Source organism: Streptomyces sp. WMMC500 (assembly GCF_027497195.1).
In the GTDB taxonomy this organism is placed as follows: domain Bacteria; phylum Actinomycetota; class Actinomycetes; order Streptomycetales; family Streptomycetaceae; genus Streptomyces.
This window is the reverse complement of the sequence record NZ_CP114905.1, coordinates 3107888-3126869: the sequence shown is the minus strand read 5'-3', so window position 1 is coordinate 3126869 and position 18982 is coordinate 3107888. Positions and strand designations below refer to the sequence as shown.

18 protein-coding genes, 2 pseudogenes and 1 riboswitch are annotated in these 18982 nt (G+C 70.6%); of the genes and pseudogenes, 14 read left to right on the top strand and 6 right to left on the bottom strand.

Annotated elements, in window-relative coordinates:
• The first annotated feature begins 31 nt into the window (after window positions 1–31).
• Window positions 32–241, top strand: coding sequence for a hypothetical protein (locus O7599_RS12920; protein ID WP_281622295.1), 210 nt, complete (start codon window positions 32–34; stop codon window positions 239–241).
• A gap of 9 nt (window positions 242–250) precedes the next feature.
• A complete protein-coding gene (locus O7599_RS12915; RefSeq protein WP_281622294.1) occupies window positions 251–691 on the top strand; it encodes a DUF6228 family protein in 441 nt (146 codons plus the stop codon).
• A 290-nt stretch (window positions 692–981) separates the two neighbouring features.
• Here O7599_RS12915 and O7599_RS12910 read toward each other — a convergent pair whose 3' ends face one another.
• Window positions 982–1770 (bottom strand): M23 family metallopeptidase, encoded by a 789-nt coding sequence (locus O7599_RS12910; protein ID WP_281622293.1) that lies wholly within the window; start codon window positions 1768–1770, stop codon window positions 982–984.
• 8 nt (window positions 1771–1778) lie between these two features.
• Window positions 1779–1942, bottom strand: a riboswitch (cyclic di-AMP (ydaO/yuaA leader).
• 324 nt (window positions 1943–2266) lie between these two features.
• Between O7599_RS12910 and O7599_RS12905 the strand changes: the two genes are divergently transcribed.
• Window positions 2267–3844 carry an SDR family oxidoreductase gene (locus tag O7599_RS12905; protein ID WP_281622292.1) on the top strand — a complete coding sequence of 526 codons (1578 nt, stop codon included), beginning with the start codon at window positions 2267–2269 and terminating at the stop codon, window positions 3842–3844.
• A 12-nt stretch (window positions 3845–3856) separates the two neighbouring features.
• Here O7599_RS12905 and O7599_RS12900 read toward each other — a convergent pair whose 3' ends face one another.
• The 3 genes from O7599_RS12900 to O7599_RS12890 form a co-directional block, all read right to left on the bottom strand.
• Window positions 3857–4516: a response regulator transcription factor gene (locus tag O7599_RS12900; protein ID WP_281622291.1), complete on the bottom strand. Its 660-nt coding sequence runs from the start codon at window positions 4514–4516 to the stop codon at window positions 3857–3859.
• A complete protein-coding gene (locus tag O7599_RS12895; RefSeq protein WP_281622290.1) occupies window positions 4513–5667 on the bottom strand; it encodes a histidine kinase in 1155 nt (384 codons plus the stop codon). Before O7599_RS12895 ends, O7599_RS12900 begins: the two co-directional genes overlap by 4 nt.
• 168 nt (window positions 5668–5835) lie before the next feature.
• Complete coding sequence (locus O7599_RS12890; protein ID WP_281622289.1) at window positions 5836–6795, bottom strand: alpha/beta hydrolase; 960 nt, start codon at window positions 6793–6795, stop codon at window positions 5836–5838.
• Window positions 6796–7023: 228 nt separating this feature from the next.
• Between O7599_RS12890 and O7599_RS12885 the strand changes: the two genes are divergently transcribed.
• On the top strand, window positions 7024–8235 hold the full coding sequence (locus O7599_RS12885) for a hypothetical protein (protein WP_281622288.1): 1212 nt from the start codon (window positions 7024–7026) through the stop codon (window positions 8233–8235).
• Between the two features lie 62 nt (window positions 8236–8297).
• On the opposite strand, the gene O7599_RS12880 is transcribed toward O7599_RS12885, so the two are convergent.
• Window positions 8298–9305 carry a hypothetical protein gene (locus O7599_RS12880; protein ID WP_281622287.1) on the bottom strand — a complete coding sequence of 336 codons (1008 nt, stop codon included), beginning with the start codon at window positions 9303–9305 and terminating at the stop codon, window positions 8298–8300.
• 311 nt (window positions 9306–9616) lie between these two features.
• Here O7599_RS12880 and O7599_RS12875 point away from each other — a divergent pair, with 311 nt between their 5' ends.
• Together O7599_RS12875 and O7599_RS12870 are read left to right on the top strand one after the other, a co-directional pair.
• The gene (locus tag O7599_RS12875) at window positions 9617–9898 is read left to right on the top strand and encodes a type II toxin-antitoxin system prevent-host-death family antitoxin (protein ID WP_281622286.1); all 282 of its coding nucleotides are present in this window, start codon (window positions 9617–9619) and stop codon (window positions 9896–9898) included.
• Between the two features lie 10 nt (window positions 9899–9908).
• Window positions 9909–10034, top strand: a pseudogene (locus tag O7599_RS12870) (Txe/YoeB family addiction module toxin); the annotation flags it as partial.
• A gap of 111 nt (window positions 10035–10145) precedes the next feature.
• On the opposite strand, the gene O7599_RS12865 reads toward O7599_RS12870, so the two are convergent.
• Entirely contained in the window at window positions 10146–10460 is a 315-nt protein-coding gene (locus O7599_RS12865) for a DUF1330 domain-containing protein (RefSeq protein WP_281622285.1), read from the bottom strand.
• A gap of 77 nt (window positions 10461–10537) precedes the next feature.
• Here O7599_RS12865 and O7599_RS12860 point away from each other — a divergent pair, with 77 nt between their 5' ends.
• The 8 genes and pseudogenes from O7599_RS12860 (at window position 10538) to O7599_RS12825 (ending at window position 18941) form a co-directional block, all read left to right on the top strand.
• On the top strand, window positions 10538–11260 hold the full coding sequence (locus O7599_RS12860; RefSeq protein WP_348652606.1) for a TetR/AcrR family transcriptional regulator: 723 nt from the start codon (window positions 10538–10540) through the stop codon (window positions 11258–11260).
• A 47-nt stretch (window positions 11261–11307) separates the two neighbouring features.
• Window positions 11308–12242, top strand: a pseudogene (locus O7599_RS12855) (IS5 family transposase).
• A 237-nt stretch (window positions 12243–12479) separates the two neighbouring features.
• Window positions 12480–13331 (top strand): SAM-dependent methyltransferase, encoded by an 852-nt coding sequence (locus O7599_RS12850; protein ID WP_281622284.1) that lies wholly within the window; start codon window positions 12480–12482, stop codon window positions 13329–13331.
• Between the two features lie 238 nt (window positions 13332–13569).
• On the top strand, window positions 13570–15849 hold the full coding sequence (locus tag O7599_RS12845; RefSeq protein ID WP_348652605.1) for a glycosyl hydrolase: 2280 nt from the start codon (window positions 13570–13572) through the stop codon (window positions 15847–15849).
• Between the two features lie 382 nt (window positions 15850–16231).
• Complete coding sequence (locus tag O7599_RS36890) at window positions 16232–17026, top strand: hypothetical protein (RefSeq protein WP_348652604.1); 795 nt, start codon at window positions 16232–16234, stop codon at window positions 17024–17026.
• A complete protein-coding gene (locus O7599_RS12835; protein WP_281622283.1) occupies window positions 17023–17505 on the top strand; it encodes a hypothetical protein in 483 nt (160 codons plus the stop codon). Before O7599_RS36890 ends, O7599_RS12835 begins: the two co-directional genes overlap by 4 nt.
• A 133-nt stretch (window positions 17506–17638) precedes the next feature.
• Window positions 17639–18637, top strand: coding sequence for a DUF3710 domain-containing protein (locus O7599_RS12830; RefSeq protein ID WP_281622282.1), 999 nt, complete (start codon window positions 17639–17641; stop codon window positions 18635–18637).
• On the top strand, window positions 18624–18941 hold the full coding sequence (locus O7599_RS12825; RefSeq protein WP_281622281.1) for a hypothetical protein: 318 nt from the start codon (window positions 18624–18626) through the stop codon (window positions 18939–18941). Before O7599_RS12830 ends, O7599_RS12825 begins: the two co-directional genes overlap by 14 nt.
• Window positions 18942–18982: the final 41 nt, after the last annotated feature.

Genomic DNA, 18982 nt, shown 5'->3' with positions numbered 1-18982 from the left:
GGCTGGCGAAGTTCAAGGCGACTGCCGGGCAGTGCAGGAAGATCGCCACTCAGCACGGAAAGAAGTCGGTGACGATGGCGAAGACGCGCGCGTCGATCTCGTCCTGGGTGGTGGCGTCGGCGATGCGCTCGGTCTGGCGATCGGGGCGATGCCGTCGTGGTCCCAGGTGAGCGTGACCTCAGCGGCTACGTCCGATGCGGCCCAGCCGGCAGCACGACGGCTGCCGAACCCGGTCTTCTAACCTGATCGCGTGATCGACTACGACGATTCAGGCCGCCCCGTGGTCCAGGTGGGGGACTCCGGGCCGGCACGCCTGCTCCTCTCGGAGCCAACCCGGCGGTACGAGGACGAACTGACACTCGACTTCCTCATCAGGGCCCGCGGACCCTGGGGAAGTGTCGAGACCACGGTGGAGACCTGGGACGGCGACGGTCTCGACACCTTCCTCGCCTCACTTGCCGAGGACTTCCGGGGCTGGAAGGGAGCGCGCACGTGGCACTCCCTCTGCTACGACCTGACTCTCTCGGCGGAACACCACGCTGGTGGCCACGTCAGACTGACCTGGGGGATCCACGACCGGGCACCCTCGGAGGAATGGCAGTTCGAGACCACCACGGTGCACGCAGCGGGGGAGGGCATGCGCAACCTCACCGCCGAGATCAACACGTTCATCACGAGCGTCGCCGAGTAGCTGAACGATTCCGGATCGCCACGCACCCAACCACCTGAGATGACGACTTGTTCGGCGCTCTCCTCCTGCGCACCGCAGGACTGCACGGCCACGTGAGCAGTCACGACTTCGTCGCCGTGCCTGCCCGTGCGCGGCCCAACCGAACTGCTGGCCACGGCCAACTCGGCCCGTGGCCGTGCGCATCCGGGACCTGCAGCGCCGGGGGGTTCTGGGGCGGCTGGGACACTGCGGCTGATCGGCCGTGTGCCCCGGCCGGGGGTGGACGGGGCACACGGGGCGGGTGGTGGGGGTCAGGCGGGGTTCGAGACGGTCACGCCGTGGTTTTTCAGCCAGGCGACCGGGTCTTTCGCCGAGCCGTACTCCGGTGTCGTGCGGACCTCGAAGTGCAGGTGCGGGCCCGTGACGTTGCCGGTGGCGCCGGACTTGGCGATGGCCTCGCCCATGCCCGTGGTGGCGCCCACGGAGACGTCGATCTGGGAGAGGTGGGCGTAGTGGGTGTAGTCCTGGTCGCCGTGCTTGATGACGATCTGGTAGCCGAAGGACTCGTCCCAGCCGGCCTCGACGACGGTTCCCTTGGCCGCGGCCTTGACCGTCGTGCCCACGGGCACCGACCAGTCCTGGCCGGTGTGGCCGTTCTCCCAGTGCGCGCCGGACGCCTCGTAGCCCGCCGTCGGGGTGCTGCCGTCGACGGGCATGACGGCGGTCGGCTCGTCCGCGGCGGTGTCGGTGCCGTACGAGGCGTTGTCGGCGTCGGTGGCGGATCCGCCGGCTGAGCCGGCGGCGGGGCCGTCGAGGGAGAGTTCCATGCCGGGGGCGATCAGGTCCGGGTCGTCGCCGATGACGGATCTGTTGTTCTCGTACAGCGTCTTCCAGCCGCCGTCGACGTCCTGCTCCGCTGCTATGACGGAGAGGGTGTCGCCCGAGGCGACGATGTACGTGGTGTCTTCCCCGGCGAAGGCGGTGGACGCGCCGATGACGGGCAGCGCGAGGGTGGCGCCCGCCGCCGAGGCGCGGGTGGCGAGCTTGCGGGCGCCGCTGGGGGCGCGGCGCGCTCGGTGGCGGCCGTGAGGTGATGACATCTGACGGGCCTCTTTCTCCGGACGCCTGCGAGGTGAGCTGTCGGGTTCGGGCTGGAGATGCCCGGCCGCCGGCTTCGGCGGGCCTCACCCCGAGCCGTCCTGAGGGACGGCGTGGTCCGGCGGTGGCCGGACCCGTGGGTCCCCCGCTCCTGCCCGGCGGTGAGAGCTGATGGCAGGGCCCGCGGCGCCGGGGGCAGGATTCGGCGGTCCGGCGCGCAGCGGATGTTCGCCTCTCGAACGGGCAGCACGCTAGGGGGATCGTGTGTTCGATGACAAGGTTGTCGCGCGTTCTCGCGGAATAATTGACTCCGCGTCGCGGGGAGTTGACCTGGCGCAGCCGCCGGACCCGGGCAAGCGCTGATTTGCCCCCTCCGCTCTGACAAAGAGCACTGCGCGTCATGATCGGCCGACATGACTGGCTCCCATAGGAAGGCCCCGGGTCCCCCGGAAGACCCGTGCGGTCGCGCGGCACCCCGGCCGCCGTGACCATGGAGTGGTGTCGAGCCCTCGTCCTGACGGCCGTGAGCGTCAGCCTGCCCGGGCCCCGCTGACCTGCCTGGTCACCGGGGCGTCCGGGTACCTCGGCGGGCGTCTGGTGCCGGAGCTGCTGGAGGCCGGCCACCGCGTGCGGTGTCTGGCCCGTTCACCCGACAAGCTCCGCGACCACCCCTGGGCCGGCGAAGCCGAGGTCGTGCGCGGGGACGTCACGGACGAGGAGTCGACGGCGGCGGCGATGCGCGGGATCGACGTCGCGTACTACCTGGTGCACGCCCTCGGCTCCGGTGCCGGGTTCGAGGAGACCGACCGGCGCGCCGCGCATGTCTTCGCCCGGCAGGCGCACGCCGCGGGCGTGCGCCGGATCGTGTACCTCGGCGGGCTCACGCCCCGGGGCGTACCGGAGCGGGAGCTCTCCCCGCACCTGCGTTCCCGCGCCGAGGTCGGGCGGATCTTCCTGGACGGGCCCGTGCCCGCCACCGTGCTGCGGGCGGCCATCGTGATCGGTTCCGGGTCGGCCTCGTTCGAGATGCTGCGCTATCTGACCGAGCGGTTGCCGGTCATGGTCACCCCCAGATGGGTGCACACCCGCATCCAGCCCATCGGCGTCCGCGACGTGCTGCGCTATCTGGTCGGCTCCGCCACCATGCCGCGGGACGTGGACCGGGCCTTCGACATCGGCGGTCCCGACATCGTGAGCTACCGGCAGATGATGAGCAGGTACGCCGAGACGGCCGGGCTGCGGAAGCGGCTCGTCGTGCCGGTGCCGGTGCTCACGCCGGGGTTGTCCAGCCACTGGATCGGGCTCGTCACCCCCGTGCCCGCCGCCATCGCCCGGCCCCTCACGGAGTCGCTGCGCCACGAGGTCGTCTGCCAGGAGCACGACATCGCCCGGTACGTGCCCGACCTCCCCGGCCGGCCGCTGTCCTTCGACGAGGCGCTGGCCCTGGCGCTGCGCCGGGTGGGCGAAGCCCGCGTGCCCACCCGCTGGTCGTCCGCCGCCGTGCCCGGCGCCCCCAGCGACCCGCTGCCCACCGACCCCGACTGGGCGGGCGGCAGCCTGTACGAGGACGACCGGCAGCTTTCCGTCGGCGTGTCCCCGGAACGGCTGTGGAAGGTGATCGAGGGCATCGGCGGCGAGAACGGCTGGTACTCCTTCCCCCTCGCCTGGGCGGTCAGGGGCCGGCTCGACCGGTTCGCCGGCGGCGTCGGCCTGCGCCGCGGCCGGCGCGACGCCGAGCGGCTGCGGGTCGGCGACTCGCTGGACTTCTGGCGCGTCGAGGAGATCGAGCCCGGGCACCTGCTGCGGCTCCGGGCGGAGATGCGGATGCCGGGGCTGGCGTGGCTGGAGATGTACGCCGAGCAGGACGTCGACGGACGCACCCGCTACCGGCAGCGCGCGCTGTTCCACCCCCGCGGGCTACTCGGCCACGCCTACTGGTGGTCGGTGTTCCCGTTCCACAACATCGTCTTCGGCGGCATGGCCCGCAACATCACCCGGGCCGCGGGCGGTGCCCAGGGCGGTGACCCGAGCGGTGCCGCGGGCGCCCGGCCGGCCGCCGGGGCCCGGGCCCGGTGAGGCCCGTGCCACTCAGGTCACCAGCCCCTGGCGGTACGCGTAGACCACGGCCTGGACGCGGTCCCGCAGATCGAGTTTCGTGAGGATGCGGGACACGAACGTCTTCACCGTCTCGTGGCTGAGCTGCAGTTCCGCGGCGATCTCGCCGTTGGACAGGCCGTTCGCGATGAGGCGGAGGACTTCCAGCTCGCGCGGCGTCAGCGGCACGTCCCGCGGGGCGCCGTCCGCCGGGCGGATGCGGGCCGCGTAGCGGCCGACGAGCTGACGGGTCACCTCGGGGTCCAGCAGGGCCGCGCCGGTGGCCACCGTGCGGATGCCGTGCAGGAGTTGGGCCGGCGGCGCGTCCTTCAGCAGGAAGCCGGCGGCGCCGGCGCGCAGCGCCTCGTACACGTACTTGTCCAGGTTGAACGTCGTCAGGACGAGCACCTTCGCCGGGCGCGGCACCCGGGCGCCGGCCAGGCGGCGGGTGGCCTCGATGCCGTCGAGCACCGGCATGCGTACGTCCATCAGCACGACGTCCGGGCGCAGCCGGCCGGCGAGTTCGACGGCGGTCGCGCCGTCGCCGCACTCGCCGGCCACCTCCAGGTCCGGCTGGGCGTCGATGATCGTCACCAGGCCGGTACGGACCAGGACCTGGTCGTCGCAGATCAGGACGCGGATGGGCGCGGTCACGGAGCACTGCCGGCCGGTATGCGGGCCCGTACGACGAAACCGCCGCCCGGCTCCCCGCCCGCGCTGAACTCGCCGCCCAGCACGTCCACCCGCTCGCGCAGCCCCGCGAGGCCCCGGCCGCTGCCGCCGGGGGAGGCGGCCGGCGAGGCGGCGCCCGCCGTGCTCACCGCCACGGTGATCTCGCCCGCCCCGTGGTGCACCTCGACCGAGGTGCGGCTGCCGCGCGCGTGCTTCAGGGCGTTCGTCAGCGCCTCCTGGACGACCCGGTACGCGACGAGGTCGGCGCTGCCCGTCGACTCCGGCGGCGTCCCCTCCTCCGTGAACTCCACCGGCTGGCCCGCCAGCCGTGTCTGCTCCACCAGCGTCAGCAGCCTGCCGGCCGACGGGATGCCGGCCTCGCCGTCGTAGCCGGGGTCGAGCACGTCGAGCAGGTGCCGCAGGTCCGTGATCGCGCGGCGGCCCGTGTCGGTGACCGCGGTCAGGGTCGACTCCAGGCGGTCGGGCGCGGCGGTCAGGTAGCGCGCCGCCTCGGCCTGCACCACCATCGCCGTCACGTGGTGGGTCACGACGTCGTGCAACTCCCGTGCGATGCGGGTGCGTTCCGCGGTACGGGTGTCCTCGGCGACCCGGCGCCGGTGCGCGGCCTCCGCCGCCCGCGTCGAGCGCAGCCACGACCCCATGCCCCACACCAGGGCCATCGCCACGTAGTACATGACGAACTCGCTCGGGCCCTCGGTCCCGCCGACCCCGACGAGCGCGACGGCCAGCGCCACGTACACGACGGAGAACAGCAGCGCGAGCGGGCGGCGGTGGCGCTCCAGGTGGGCGCCCGCGCTCATCAGGGCGATGGCCTGGGCGGTGCCGGCGAGGGAGTGGTAGCCGCGGAGCTGGTCGACGAAGAAGCCGGCCGTCACCAGGGTGAGGCAGAGCAGCGGCCACCGGCGCCGGATGGCAAGCGGCAGGCACTGGAACGCGACCGCGACGACGGCGAGGGCGTCGAACTCGCGGCCGGGCAGGCCGCCGAGCTGGGTGCCGTGGGTGTGGGACGCCGGGAGGAGCGCGGCGAACATGATGAGGAGCCCGAGGGGGAGGTCCCGGACCGTGACGTCGAAGCGGCGCCACAGCTCCGGAAGTTGCCGAGGACTCGTCACCGGTGGAGTGTAGCCGCGGCCGGTGCGGGCCCGGCGGGGCGGCGTGGGGCCGCCGTACGGTCGGGGGTTCGCGTACGGCGGCGGCCGGTCGGGCGGGAGCACGTGGGGGTCTCTGCCTGTGGTGGGGGTGTCGGACCGTCGCCGGGTCCCGTGCCGTCGTACCCGCGCCTACCCCTTCGCCCCCGCGTCCTCGGCCGCCTGCGACGTGACCCGCCGGATGGCGGCCACGGCCACGTCCGGCTCGTCCGCGTAGATGTAGTGCTCGCTGTTCTCCGCCGTGCTCAGCTCGCTCCGCTCCGACAGCGCGAGCCACTTGCGCTGCCCGTCGAGCCACGCCCGCTCCAGCCCCGGCCCGTACTCCGGCACCGGCGCGAGGTACTCCTTGCCGTGCCGGATCACCTCGACCGGGATGTCGCCCGCGGACCGCACCTCGCCGTCCGTCACCGTCAGCTTCTCCGGCCCCTGCCCGCCGAGGATGGCGAGCGTCTGGTCGCGCAGTTCGACCGCGGGACCGGTGGCGGTCTCGGGGATCTCCCGCGCGAGGTCGGCGTTCTGGGTGGGCGAGGTGGCGTCCATGAGGACCAGCCCCTTGACCCGGTCGCCGTGGTCGGGCGCGTACCGCGCGGAGATCAGCCCGCCCAGCGAGTGCCCCGCCAACACCACGGGCCGGTCGCCGGCGACCTGCTCGATCACCCCGGTCAGCACCTCGCCCGTGCTCTCGATCGTCTGCGGCCCGTCGGGCTTGTCGCTGGCGCCCTGGCCCAGCCGGTCGTACGAGCAGACGCGGTCCTTCGCGCTCAGCGTCTTCTGGATGCCGGCCAGCTTGGTCAGGTCGTCGCCGCCCCCGGAGAGCAGGACGACCACCGGCCGGTCGGCGGCGCCGCTGCCGGAGCAGGAGACGTTCACGGACTGCCCGTCGACGTCGATCTTCTCGGTGCCGGTGAGCAGGTCCTTCTCGGCCGTACGCTCCTGGGCGGCGGCCTTGTTTTCGGAGCCCCCGGAGTCGTCCGCGGAGTCGGAGGAGTCCGAGCAGCCGACGAGCCCTGCCCCCGCCGCCGTGCAGCACAGCCAGACCAGTGCCGTCGCGGTGCCGTTGCTGCGGATGCTGCGGAACACGATGTCCTCCAAGTGGCGGGAATCCGGGCCCGGTCGGCCGGCCGATCGGCCGCGGGGTCGGCCGAGGGGCCGCACTCCGGTTGCCCAGAACGCTAGGGACCCGGCGGCCCCGGAATCGTCACCGCAGGGAGGACACCTGCGTGTAGCTCGCGCGGGGGACAGCGGCGGGCGGGTGCCGTACGGGGACGGGGTGCGGCCGATCGCCCGCGGAGGGGCCCTCCTGCCGCTACGCTCGCGCGCATGAGGGGTCGGATACGCGCCGTCGGCGGGTTTCCCGGCGGCAGGCTGCCCGCGGTGGCGGGGATCGCCGGGCTGCTCGTCGGGGCGGCGGCGACGTGGCTGGTCGTGGACTCCGGCGCCGACGGGCCCGACCCCGTCGTGGACTACGCGGACGCGGACGAGGACCTGGTGCGTACCGCCGCCGACGCATGGCGCGCCGAACCCGCGAACGACCGCCCGCGCGGCGGGATCTCCGTCGTCCACTCCGCCCGCGCCGGCGACCGGGACGTCGTCGTCCTGCTCGACGAGACCGGCCTCGGCAGCGCGTACGCGCGCTCCGCGGAGGGCGGCGGGCAGGTGGAGTGGGTCACGCCGATCGGCTCGGCGGCGGACGGGGAGGAACCGGCGCGGGTCGCCGCCCGGTCGCTGCTCGTCGGGCCCTCCGAGATATGGGTGGGTGGTGACCTGCCGCGCGCGGGCCTGGAGGCCGCGGTGCTCGCCGGGGACGGCCTGCGGTGGCGGCCGGTCGACGTCGAGGACGGGGTCGCGCGCGGCGTGCCGGAGGCTGCCCCGGACGGCTGCGGCCTGCGGGTGGTCGCCGACCGGGGCCGCGGGCTCGTGCACGTCGTACGCTCCGGGAGCAGCCCCGTCGGGGCGGTGCTGCAGGGCGACGTCCGGCCGCTGGACGCGGCGGGGCGGCGACCGCCGGAGGACCGGCCGCGGGTGGGGGAGCGGGAACTCGACGCCGCGCAACTGCGGTTGCTGTCCCGGCTCGCCTGCGTGGACAAGAGCGAGACGCGGGAGCCGCTGACCGGCCTCTGGTACGTCTCGGAGCTGTGGCGCGGCGACCTGCCCGCGGGCGGCGGCGGTTCGCTCCTCACCCTGGGCACGGGGGAGGAGAATCTGCTGCTCCTCGCCTCCGACAACGACGACGACGGCGGCTTCGTCCTGGGCCGGGACGTGCCGGGCACGCTGTGGAGCAGCGCGGCGGTCGCGTCGTGGTACGACCGGACGGACCCGGCGGAGGAGGGGCCGTACCGGCACTGGATCGTGGTCGCGGGCACGCAGGAGGTCGAGCGGATCGAGGTCGTCCTCGGGGACGGCAGGCGGGTCGCCGGGCGGGGCAGGTTTCTGGCGGTGGACCTGGAGAAGTACGGGATCGACGGCAGCACGACGTCGTACGAGGTGGCGGCGGTGGACGGCGACGGGGACCCGGTGCGGGTGCTGCGGTAGCCGGGCCGCGCGGGCGTCCGCGCGGGCTTTGGCGCCGCTGTCCGCGCCGCCGTCCGGGTGCGTCAGCCGCGGGCCATGGCGATGGAGCCGGAGAGGCGTTCGCCCGCCTCGTAGATCATGTACGGCACGCCGCGGTCGGTGCCGAACGACGGTGCCGCGGCGCGGCCGTTGTCGGGCGCGGCGGAGCGGGAGTCGTAGAAGACGCCGAGGTGGTTGCGGCGGGAGAAGTCGGCGCCGACCTCGGTGATGAGGATGTTCCCGCCGCTGCCCTTGTCGGTGTGGTAAACGACGTACGCGCTGCCGCCCCGCTCCAGCAGGTGCGCGCCGGAGACGTCGGAGGCGCCGACGGCGGCGTGGTCGATGAGCGGCGCGGGGTCGAACGTCCAGGTGCGGCCGTCGGGCGACCAGCCCCAGCCGATGTCGCGGTGGTTGGTGCGGTCGTTGCGCATGAACAGCATGACGTAGCGGGCGCCGCGGCCCGGGAGCTCGTACGGGAAGACGCGGGCGTAGGACGTCTCGGTGGTGCCGGCGGGGAGCATCGCGGTGGTCAGCACGGTCTTGTCGTACGTGAAGCGGATGCCGTCCGTGGAGCGGGCGAGGCGGGTCGTGTTGTTCTCGCCGTGGAAGTAGAGCCACATCTCGCGGCGCCCGGCGTGCCACATGACGTGCGGCGAGGAGACGTGGCTGACGTCGTAGTGCGGGGCCCAGACGTTGCCGACGAGGGGGTTGCGCGGGTACTCGGTGAACGGCCCCTCCAGGGAGTCGCCGTAGGCGAGGCAGATGCCGCCGGGCTCGTTGTGGGGGGCGTAGTAGAGGTAGTAGCGGCCGAGCGGGTTCGGCAGGCGGTCGTAGACGCCGCGGATGCAGGGGAAGATGATCTCGCCGGTGGGGTTGTAGGAGAGCTGCCCGGGGACGAGCAGCGTGCGCACGTACCGGTAGTCGGGGAACCCTCCGGGCGCGGCCCCGGCGGACGCGGCACCGGGCCCGCCGAGGGCGAGGAGGGTGCCGCCGGCGGTGGCGGCGGAGGCCGCGGAGGCGGTGCGCAGGAAGCGGCGGCGGTCGAGTGTCATGGGGGCTCCTTTGTCGGCTGCGGGGGTGGGGCGGCTGCGCGACGCGCACAGGTAATACGCATTACCTCGGGAACGGAAACCGCCCGGGGCGGGAGCTGATGCGGATGAGCAGGACTGTGCCGCCGCCCGCCGAAGGCCGTCAAGGGAACCCGCGGGCTAATCACGGGTAATAACGGCAGCCCCGACGCGGCCGGCCGACGGCCGTCGCCGTCTTCTCGTGGACGGCAGCCCCGCCGGCGGCTCGGCGATCAGGGCCGACCTGCCCGGCCCCGGGTACGTTGTTCGGTACCACTTGCCGAGGGGGTCAGTCCATGTCTGTGACGGCGAGCGAAGCCCGCAAGGGTCTCTTCCCGCTGATCAAGAAGGTCAACGACGATCACGAGGCCATTGAGATCGTCTCCAAGCACGGCAACGCCGTCCTCGTCTCGGCCGAGGACTACGCCGCCCTGCGCGAGGGCTCGTATTTGCTGCGCTCGCCGGCGAACGCGCGGCGGCTGCTCAAGGCGTACGAGAACGCCTTGGGCCATGTCAACGTGTCGGAGCGCGAGCTCATCGATCCGGACAGGGCCGATCCCGGCGAGGGTGCCGAGTGAGACTCGTCGTAAGCCCGAACCGCTCAAATACCACCTGGCCGGGGCGTGGTCGCGCAGGATTGACGAAGAGCACCGCCTCGTCTACCTGGTCCTGGACGAGGAGATCGTGATCCTGGCCGCCAGATACCACTACTAGGGTCTGTCGGGCGATCTTGGCGAATCAGCGCTCGGTGTCCGGTGCACCGCGTCGGACACCGCCGCGAGCCCTTCCCGGCAACCCGCTCCGGTCACCGCGCCAGCAGTGCGGCTAAGCCGGGAGGGAGAAGCCCTCGGGCGGCGCGCCCTCGACGAACAGCATTCCCACCCGAACCTTGCCCTCTCGAATCTCCCGGGCCCGCCGGTACTCGGGGGAGTCATACCACTCCCGGATCCGGTCCATGTCGGGGAACTCGATGACCACGAACCGGGAAGAGCCCCAGGCGCCTTCGACGGGCCTGGGCGTGGGGCCTGCGACCAGATAACGGCCGCCGTGGCTGAGGATGGACTTCTGGGCCACGGGGGCGTAGGCCAGGCCGGCCTCCTCGTCGAGCACATCGACGTTGACGATGACGTAAGCGGACATGGGATTCCTCGCTCGCGTGGACACGGCGTGTACTAATGTCACGGCAGATACTATTGCATCCCTGTAACCTGTTCAAGGTGAGCATTGACGAGGACGAACGCGTCGCGGGTGTGATGAGCCGCCGGGAGCGGTTGCGGCTGGAGGCGAGCCGGGAGATCCAGGCCATCGCGCTGCGGCAGATGGCAGAAGGGGGGCCTGGAGCGATCTCACTGCGCGGCATCGCCCGCGAGATGGGGATGACCGCTCGCGCAATCTACAGCTACTTCCCCACCCGAGATGCCCTGATCACGGCACTGATCAGCGGAATCGCCGCTTCGCTCGCGGAGGCAGTGGAGACTGCCAGCAACGCCGTGCCCGACACCGATCCCGGCGGCAGGCTGCTGGCCTGGGGCCAGGCCCTGAGGGAATGGGCGCTGGCTCACCCGGAGAGCTTCCGACTCTTCTACGGCCACCCCATCCCCGGCTACCAACCCCCTGAGGACGGGCCGGTGGACCAGACGGCACGCCGTGTGTGCCGCGAGCTCACCCGCCTGGTGGCCGCCGCCTGGCCCCAGGCCCGGCACCGCCAGCCCGAGGAGACCTCCTGGTCCGTCCTTCACCCGGACTACGTCGCGAAGATCCAGGCGGATCTCCCGGACGTGCCACCCGCCGCGGCGGCGCTCGCCCTGCGCGTCTGGGGCCGGATGCACGGCCTGGTGGCCCTGGAGATTGACGGCCACATCCACCCTGTCGCGGGCAACCCGGCCGCCCTGCACCACGCCGAAATGCTCGACTTGGTCAGATCACTGGGCCTGGCCTAGGTTCCGCCGATCATGTGACTGTCCGGTGGTCGGGTCGTTGTGCTGGTGTGGGTCGGGGGGACTTGTCTGACGAGGAGTGGGAGCGGCTGCGGCCGTTCTTGCCGGTGAGCAACGGGCGTTGTGGACGGTGGCGGGACCACCGGCAGGTGATCAACGGGATCCTGTACCGCGTGCGGACCGGGGTGCAGTGGCGTGACCTGCCCGAACGCTTCGGGCCGTGGAAAACGGTCTATGAGCGGCACCGGCTGTGGTCGGCTGACGGCACCTGGGAACGCCTGCTCCAGCAAGCACAGGCTGCCGCCGATGCCTCCGGCGAGATCGACTGGGATATCTCGGTGGACTCCACCATCATGCGGGCCCACCAGCACGCAGCCGGTTCCCGCGCGGCGCCACCGCCGGCCGTCGGCGGTGCAAAGGGGGCGTCGGCGGCGGAACACCAGAGCGAGACTGCGCGGCCCAGCCTGTGCGTCCGGCTGGCGGGGGTGGTCCAGGAAGTGAGGGACTCGGCCGCTCACGCGGCGGGTTCACCACCAAGGTCCACCTGAGCGCGGACGGCCGTTGTCGACCGCTGTCTTTGATGGTCACACCTGGCCAGCGGGCGGACACCACGCAGTTCGTGCCGGTGCTGGAGAAGATCCGGGTCCCCCGCACCGGGTCGGGCACGCCGCGCAAGCGTCCCGACAGCGTGGCCGCCGACAAGGCGTACAGCAACCGGCCCTGCCGTAAGTACCTGCGCCGACGCGGGATCCGGCACGTGATTCCGGAGAAGGCCGACTCGCGGGCCGCCCGCCTACGCAAAGGCTCCCGCGGCGGGCGGCCTCCTGGCTTCGATAAGGAGCGGTACAAGAAGCGCAATGTCGTGGAACGGGCGATCAACAAGCTGAAGCAGTCCCGAGCCGTCGCAACTCGCTACGACAAACGCGGCCACATCTTCCTCGGCACCGTCACCGTCGCAGCAACCATCATCTGGCTCCGCTCATGATCGCCCGGACAGGGCCTAGACGGCCGGGCCCGGGTGGTAGCCCGTTTGCTGCTCGATGCGGTCGGCCTCGGCCGTGTGGCGGGCCGCGCGTGCGGGGTCGTTCGTCGCCCGGACCGTCGCCGCCAGGGCGCCAAGTGGCGGCCGGGTGGCTGTGGATCGGATGAGCCACTCCGGCTAGTCTCAACTCCCTGAAAACGGCCGCGTGTTCGGCCCGCCGCGAGACGAGGAGAGTAGGCAGTGGCGCCTGAAGAAGGACCCGCGTTACCGGGCATCCCGACCGACCGCCCCACCTCCGCCCGCGCCTACGACTGGATGCTGGGCGGCAAGGACAGCTACGAGGTCGACCGCGACATGCTCCGCGTCGGGCTGGCGCGGTTCCCCGAGGGCCTGGACATGACCCGGCAGAACCGGCTCTTCCTCTACCGCGCGGTGCGCTACCTCGCCCGGGAGGCCGGTATCCGGCAGTTCCTCGACATGGGCTGCGGCCTGCCGACGAACAACAACGTCCACCAGGTCGCGCAGAAGTACGGCACGTCCTGCCGGGTCGTCTACGTCGACATCGACCCCATCGTCCTGGCCCACGGCCGCGCGCTGCTCGCCGACGACGACTCCACGGCGGTGATCACCGCCGACATGCGCGACCAGGAGGTCGTCCTCGGCCATCCGGACCTCCAGCGGCTCATCGACTTCGACGAGCCGGTGGCCGTGCTCTTCCTCTCCGTGGTCCACCACCTCCTCGACGCCGACGACCCCCGCAGGATCCTGCGCACCGTCATCGACTCCGCCGTGCCGGGCAGTTACCTCACGCTCTCCCAGGTCGTCTCCGACGACGAGGAGGCCGCCATCGGCACGACCGAGTACATGAACACCAACCGCGTCCCCTGGCAGACCCGCACCCCCGCGCAGGTCGACGCCTACACCGACGGCCTGGAGCCGGTCTCCCCGGGCTTGGTGAACGTCGCGAAGTGGCGCCCGGACCCGTCCCAGCCGCCGCTGCCGCCGGTCGTGCCGGACCTGCAGCAGTACGTCGGCGCCACGAAGAGGAGCGACAGGCTGTACGAGTACGGCGGCATCCTCCGCAAGCCCTGACGCGTCCGCGCCCCGCCGCCGGCTGCGGCCGCCCCGGGGCCCGCTCGCCCGCGCGGGTGCCGTGAACCGGGCCCGCCCTCCGGTGTGTTCAGAAACTGAACGCGGAAGTGCGGACATCGGGTCGCGTCCTGACGAGAGGTGTTGACAGCGGTTTCGGGTCGCTCTAGGTTCCGTGACGCCCCCTCTGAGAGCGCTCTCACCCTCCTCTGTCCCCCACTCATTGCGAGGTACGCAGCTCGTGGGACCACATCCGAAGCGCAGACGCAGCAGCCGCATCCTCCTAGCCCTCACCGCCGCCGCCACCGTCGTCGCCGGGGCGGGCCTGCCCGCCGGGCAGGCGAGCGCCGCCGCCGTGATACCGGTCGGGAACGGCAGTTACTCCGACACCCGGCCGGCCGGCACCTCCGGGCCCGTCGACAACGCCGGGCAGCCGGTGTCGCCGAAGGTGACCGAGCGGGTCGCGGACCGGCCCGTACCGACCAACGACTGGTGGTCGTCGCTCGCGTTCCAGCGGGCCGCCGACAACCTGTACTCCCTGCCCATGTTCGGCCACCCCCTCAGCTACCGTGCGGTGGCCGGCGGGCTGGAGGTCGGGTACGCCACCGAGCACGTCGTCGTCGGGGGCGGCGTGCAGTACGAGTTCCAGCACAAGGCCGACCTGACCCTGGGCGTCGCCGGCCTCAACGCGCCCGACGCGAAGGCGGACGGCTGGTCCGACTGGACCGTCAGCCCCTACTGGGACGGCGGCGGGCAGACCCTGCGCGCCACCATCGGGCACGGCAGCCCCTTCGTCTACGCCGAGGCCACCGGCGGCGCCGCGCAGATCACCGCCTCCGCCGCGCCCGAGGTCTTCGCCGACGACGGCAACGCCCTCGGCATCACCGTCGGCGGCAAGCACTACGCGCTCTTCGCCCCCACCGGCAGCGACTGGACCGTCTCCGGCGGCACCCTCAGCGCCGACCTCGGCGGCAAGGACTACTACTCCGTCGCCGTCCTCCCGGGCCCCGACGCCTTCGAGACCTTCAGCCGGTACGCCTTCAGCTTCGTCACCGGCTCGCGCGTCGACTGGGACTACGCCACCGGCCAGGGCCGCATGAACGCCACGTACACCCTGGAGACCGAGGCCCGCGAGGGCACCGAGACCGGCACCCTCCAGGCGCTCTACCCGCACCAGTGGAAGCACACCTCCGACCAGCTCACGGCGTACGAGTACGTCTCGCCGCGCGGCACGATGAAGGTCCGCGAGGGCGCCTCCTTCACCACCTCGCAGGACGTCACCGGCGTCCTGCCCGCGCTGCCGGAGTCGGGCGGCGTGGACCAGGGTCAGCTCACCGCCTTCGTCAACGAGGTCGCGGACACCGCCGCCATCGGCCGCGCCGACACGTACTGGACGGGCAAGGCACTCGGCCGCCTCGGCCAGGTCGTGCCGCTCGCCGACCAGGTGGGCGCCACGGCGGCCCGGGACAAGATCCTCGGCGTGATGAAGTCGCGGCTGGAGGAGTGGTTCACGGCGGGCGGCGAGACGGAGTTCTCGTACGACGCGGACTGGAAGACCCTCACCGGCTACCCGGCCTCGTACGGCAGCGACACGGAGCTGAACGACCATCACTTCCACTACGGCTACTACGTCATGGCCGCCGCCGTCGTCGCCCGGTACGACGCGGCCTGGGCCGAGGACTCCGCCTGGGGCGGCATGGTCCGCGAACTGATCGCCGACGCGGCCAACCCGGCCCGCGACGGCGACCGCTACCCGTTCCTGCGCGGCTTCGACGTCTACGCCGGACACAGTTGGGCCGCCGGCCACGCGGGTTTCGCGGCGGGCAACAACCAGGAGGCGTCGTCCGAGTCGGTCAACCTCAGCGCCGGCCTGATCATGTTCGGGGCCGCCACGGGCGACACCGAACTGCGTGACCTCGGCGTGTACCTGCTGACGACGGAGTCCGAGGCCGTACGCAACTACTGGTTCGACGCCGACGAGGACGCCTTCCCGGCCGACTTCCAGCACAACACCCTGGGCATGGTGTGGAGCGCCGGCGGCGCCCACGCCACGTGGTGGACCGGCAACCCGGAGGAGATCCACGGCATCAACGTCCTCCCGGTCACCGGCGGCTCGCTGCACCTGGCCCGCGACAAGGCCGCGATCGACCGCAACCTCGCCGAGATGGAACGCGAGAACGGCGGCCCGGCGGTCGAGTGGCGCGAAATTCTCTGGGAGTTCCAGGCCCTCAGCAACCCGGCCGCGGCCCGCCAGGCGTACGCGGCGGGCGGCGGCGGCACGTACGCGCCGGAGGCCGGCGAGTCGTGGGCGCACGTCTACCACTGGATCCACACCCTCGCGGCGACGGGCCCCCCGGACACCGCGGTGACGGCGGACAGCCCGACGGCCGCGGTCTTCGCCAACGGCTCCACGAAGACGTACGCGGCGCACAACTACGGCGCCGCCGAGCAGACGGTGACCTTCTCCGACGGCAAGACCCTCACGGTCCCGCCCCGCTCCTCCGCCACCGAAACGGGCTGACCCCACGGCAGCCTCCCACCCGTGCCCCGCGCCGCCCACGAACCCCGACCCCGCGGGGCGGCGCGGGGCGCACCTATGTGGCAGGGGTGGCCGAGGGATCGTACGCGTGTGCCTGTATCTCCTCTGAAGTGTCCTGACTTGAGTGCTCTTTGGTTCATATCCACTGTGCTTTGTCGAAGTACCTATGCCTGAAGGGGCAATTGGTGTGATGCAAGTCACGGGTGGCATAGGTGAATTACCGGTTTTGCCCGTTAAGAAGGTCTAGTCCAGTCTCACTCATCCCGTTAGGTTAACGCGACGTTACGTTCCGTTGTCTCAGGGGTGGGGCTCTGTGGTGATGCGTGGGCGAGGGCAGCGATGTCGTGCGTGGTTGACGGCGGGGTTGGGCACGGCGCTGCTCCTGGGCGCAGCCCCGGTCGTGGAGGCGAGCGCGGTTGCGGGCGGCACGCGCGCGCCCTCGGCGGCGTCGGACGCCAAGGCGGATGTGGCGGCCTCGGACACGGCGGCTGCGGAGACCGAGGCGGAAGCGGTGGCGCGGGCGGAACGTACCGGTGAGCCGGTGGAGATCGCCTCGCTGCGCGGGGAGTCCAGCGAGGTGTTCGCCACTCCCGACGGCAACCTGGAGGCGCGCGAGTACCTGCGGCCGGTACGGACCCGTGTGGGTGGTGAGTGGAAAGCGATCGACACCCGGCTCGCCGCGGCCGACGGCGGCATGGTGGCGCCGGGTGCGACCACTGTGGGGATGGAGTTCTCCGGCGGTGGTACGGCGCCGCTGGTGCGGATGTCCAGGGCCGGGCGGGAGCTGTCGCTCTCGTGGCCGGGGGAACTGCCGCAGCCGCGGCTGGAGGACGACGCAGCCGTCTATCCGGAGGTGCTGCCGGGGGTCGATCTGCGTATGGGGGTGCAGGCCGACGGCTTCACCCAACTGCTCGTCGTCAAGTCCGCCGAGGCCGCGCGTAATCCGGAGCTGGCGGAACTCCGGCTGCACCTGGACACCACCGGGATGGACGTACGCGAAACGGCGGCCGGCGGTCTCGAAGCGGTCGACGCCGGAGCCGGGGGCGCGGTGTTCGAGGCGCCACAGCCCGTGATGTGGGACTCCAGCTCAACATCGACGCAAATTCCAACAGAATCGTCCACTTCATCTTCAAGAGCGCAAAAGGCTAGCCTGAAATGAAATTCTCCATCCAAAACCGATCTCCTCTTGAGGGCGTTCTCACCTATGCCGAGTCTGAGTACGGATTCTCCTTCAGTGCGCAGAGTGGGAAGTCGTTGAGCGAGAGGCTCGGCTCGGAGGGGGTTGCGAGTGTGCTGATCGGCACGCTCCAACTTGAGGTTGATATTGAGTCTCGGGAAGTCCTGTTCGCCTGGGGATACTTCCCGAATGTTCGGGGTGTGGTGGCCGAGTTGACAGCTCCACAGTTCAATCCCGGGCGGCTATTCATCTCGTCGGACCACTGCTGGGAGCCTGGGGTTTCTTTCGAGGTTCCTGGAGGCGGGTGGCGGGTTTCGTATGATCCTTCCTCCGGGTGGGTCGCCATTCGTCTGAACGATGCCACCGGCGCTAAGTTCGTCCAAATCGCTAGCGGGACTGTCTTGGGCGTCGACAACGGTGATCTGGTTTCGGTCTGGCTTAATCCCGTTTTTGCAGAGTGACAGGCGATGAGGCGGACGGGTAAGCAGAAGATCCGTTAGCAGCAGCAAACGGGACTTTCGTCGCAACAGCCATAGTGACTTACGATGTGGTCAGAAGAATCGCGAAGCGGCTTGGGCCGTGAGGAGTTCTCCCATGTCAGAACCGGTGGAGCAGGTCAAGGAGATGCTGCGGCGTCTTGAAGCTGAAGGCCATCTGTCGCAGATGTCCATGCAGGGTGTGAGTCCGGTGGCATGGGATCGCACCACACCTGGGCTGCTCGCACTCATCGCCATTCATTTGGCCGTCGTGGATGAATTAGGAAGTCTTCGCGAAGACGGCAGCGTGGGAAGATTCTTGAACGAGGTAGTCGCCCACACGCGGGGGTTGGAGGACCTTGAGGGCGCCGACCTCGAAGGGTTGCTGCTTGCGGATGTGGTGCGGTCGAGCCGCTTGGACGGCCCAGGAGGGATGACCTGGGATGAAGCATTCCGCCTCCTCGGGGGAATAATCAGTGCCCGAAGGATCTCTTCCACAGAACTTGATGACCTGCTGGAGAGAGCGGAAGCCACGTGTCATGAAGTTCTGACAAGCAGGTTCCTGTCGGAGCCCAGAGTCCGCAGCGGCGAATACGGGCCATGGGATATCTCGGAATCTTGGAGCCCGGAGGTCGAGCGTCTTGACCTCGGATCATTGCTGGTGCCGCGCATATCTGGAGTTGACATCTTGCCGTACCGGGTGGACGACAGGATTGTAGGCGCAATTGCAAAGCTGGTTGGAATGAGATTTGTTATGCAGGCGTTCCAGGTCGGCTCATCTGGCAAGACGTGGAGTTCCTCCCGGAAGGGCATCACCGAGAGTGCCATAGCTAAGGGAGGAGGGGCAGAAGAGGCGAATCGCGCTCTAGGTCCTGAGGTTATGGCAATTCTTCCTCGCCTCGAGGGTCAGGAGCCGCAGGTGTTGAGGTTCGTCGGCTGCGATGGTCCTGGGTGGATTCTTAGAGGTATTGAGTCTGGGATTGGAGCCTCGTCGGATGTGATCGATGGGAGGATTCATTTCCTCTTTACCAATACTGTGGTCAACCTGAGCGATGCAGATTGCGTTACGGGCGGAGCACTCGTCCTGCGCTGGCCGACTGAGTATGGAACTGCGTGAAAGGCTTGCCGACGTGCGTAGACGTCCACGCGCGTATGGCCTGAGCACACTCGGTGAAGTAGTCGCGTTTCTTACAGGTGTAGACGCGGCGACTGATTGGCGGTTTCTAGAGGGATTCCGAGAATGGCTGGCAGCCAAGTCGAACCTTGGGGCGAATCTCGCATTGCCGGTATTGCTGGTCAGAATTGCTTATCCCGACAAGGGAACTGATTTCTGGCTGACGGCTACGCGTGAAGAGAGTGCGAAGGCGGTCGCCGTGCTCTTCGATGAGTTGGAATCCTTCTTGGAATCGCCCCACCAATGAGAGGCAGTTGATAAGGCGCACCAACCGTGCAACAGGCTGCT

What these genes read in the sequence shown, in the direction of transcription:
- O7599_RS12910 (WP_281622293.1), bottom strand. Translation starts at nt 1,770, where the DNA reads ATGTCATCACCTCACGGCCGCCACCGAGCGCGCCGCGCCCCCAGCGGC.
- O7599_RS12885 (WP_281622288.1), top strand. Translation starts at nt 7,024, where the DNA reads ATGAGGGGTCGGATACGCGCCGTCGGCGGGTTTCCCGGCGGCAGGCTG.
- O7599_RS12880 (WP_281622287.1), bottom strand. Translation starts at nt 9,305, where the DNA reads ATGACACTCGACCGCCGCCGCTTCCTGCGCACCGCCTCCGCGGCCTCC.
- O7599_RS12875 (WP_281622286.1), top strand. Translation starts at nt 9,617, where the DNA reads ATGTCTGTGACGGCGAGCGAAGCCCGCAAGGGTCTCTTCCCGCTGATC.
- O7599_RS12865 (WP_281622285.1), bottom strand. Translation starts at nt 10,460, where the DNA reads ATGTCCGCTTACGTCATCGTCAACGTCGATGTGCTCGACGAGGAGGCC.
- O7599_RS12835 (WP_281622283.1), top strand. Translation starts at nt 17,023, where the DNA reads ATGAAATTCTCCATCCAAAACCGATCTCCTCTTGAGGGCGTTCTCACC.
- O7599_RS12830 (WP_281622282.1), top strand. Translation starts at nt 17,639, where the DNA reads ATGTCAGAACCGGTGGAGCAGGTCAAGGAGATGCTGCGGCGTCTTGAA.
- O7599_RS12825 (WP_281622281.1), top strand. Translation starts at nt 18,624, where the DNA reads ATGGAACTGCGTGAAAGGCTTGCCGACGTGCGTAGACGTCCACGCGCG.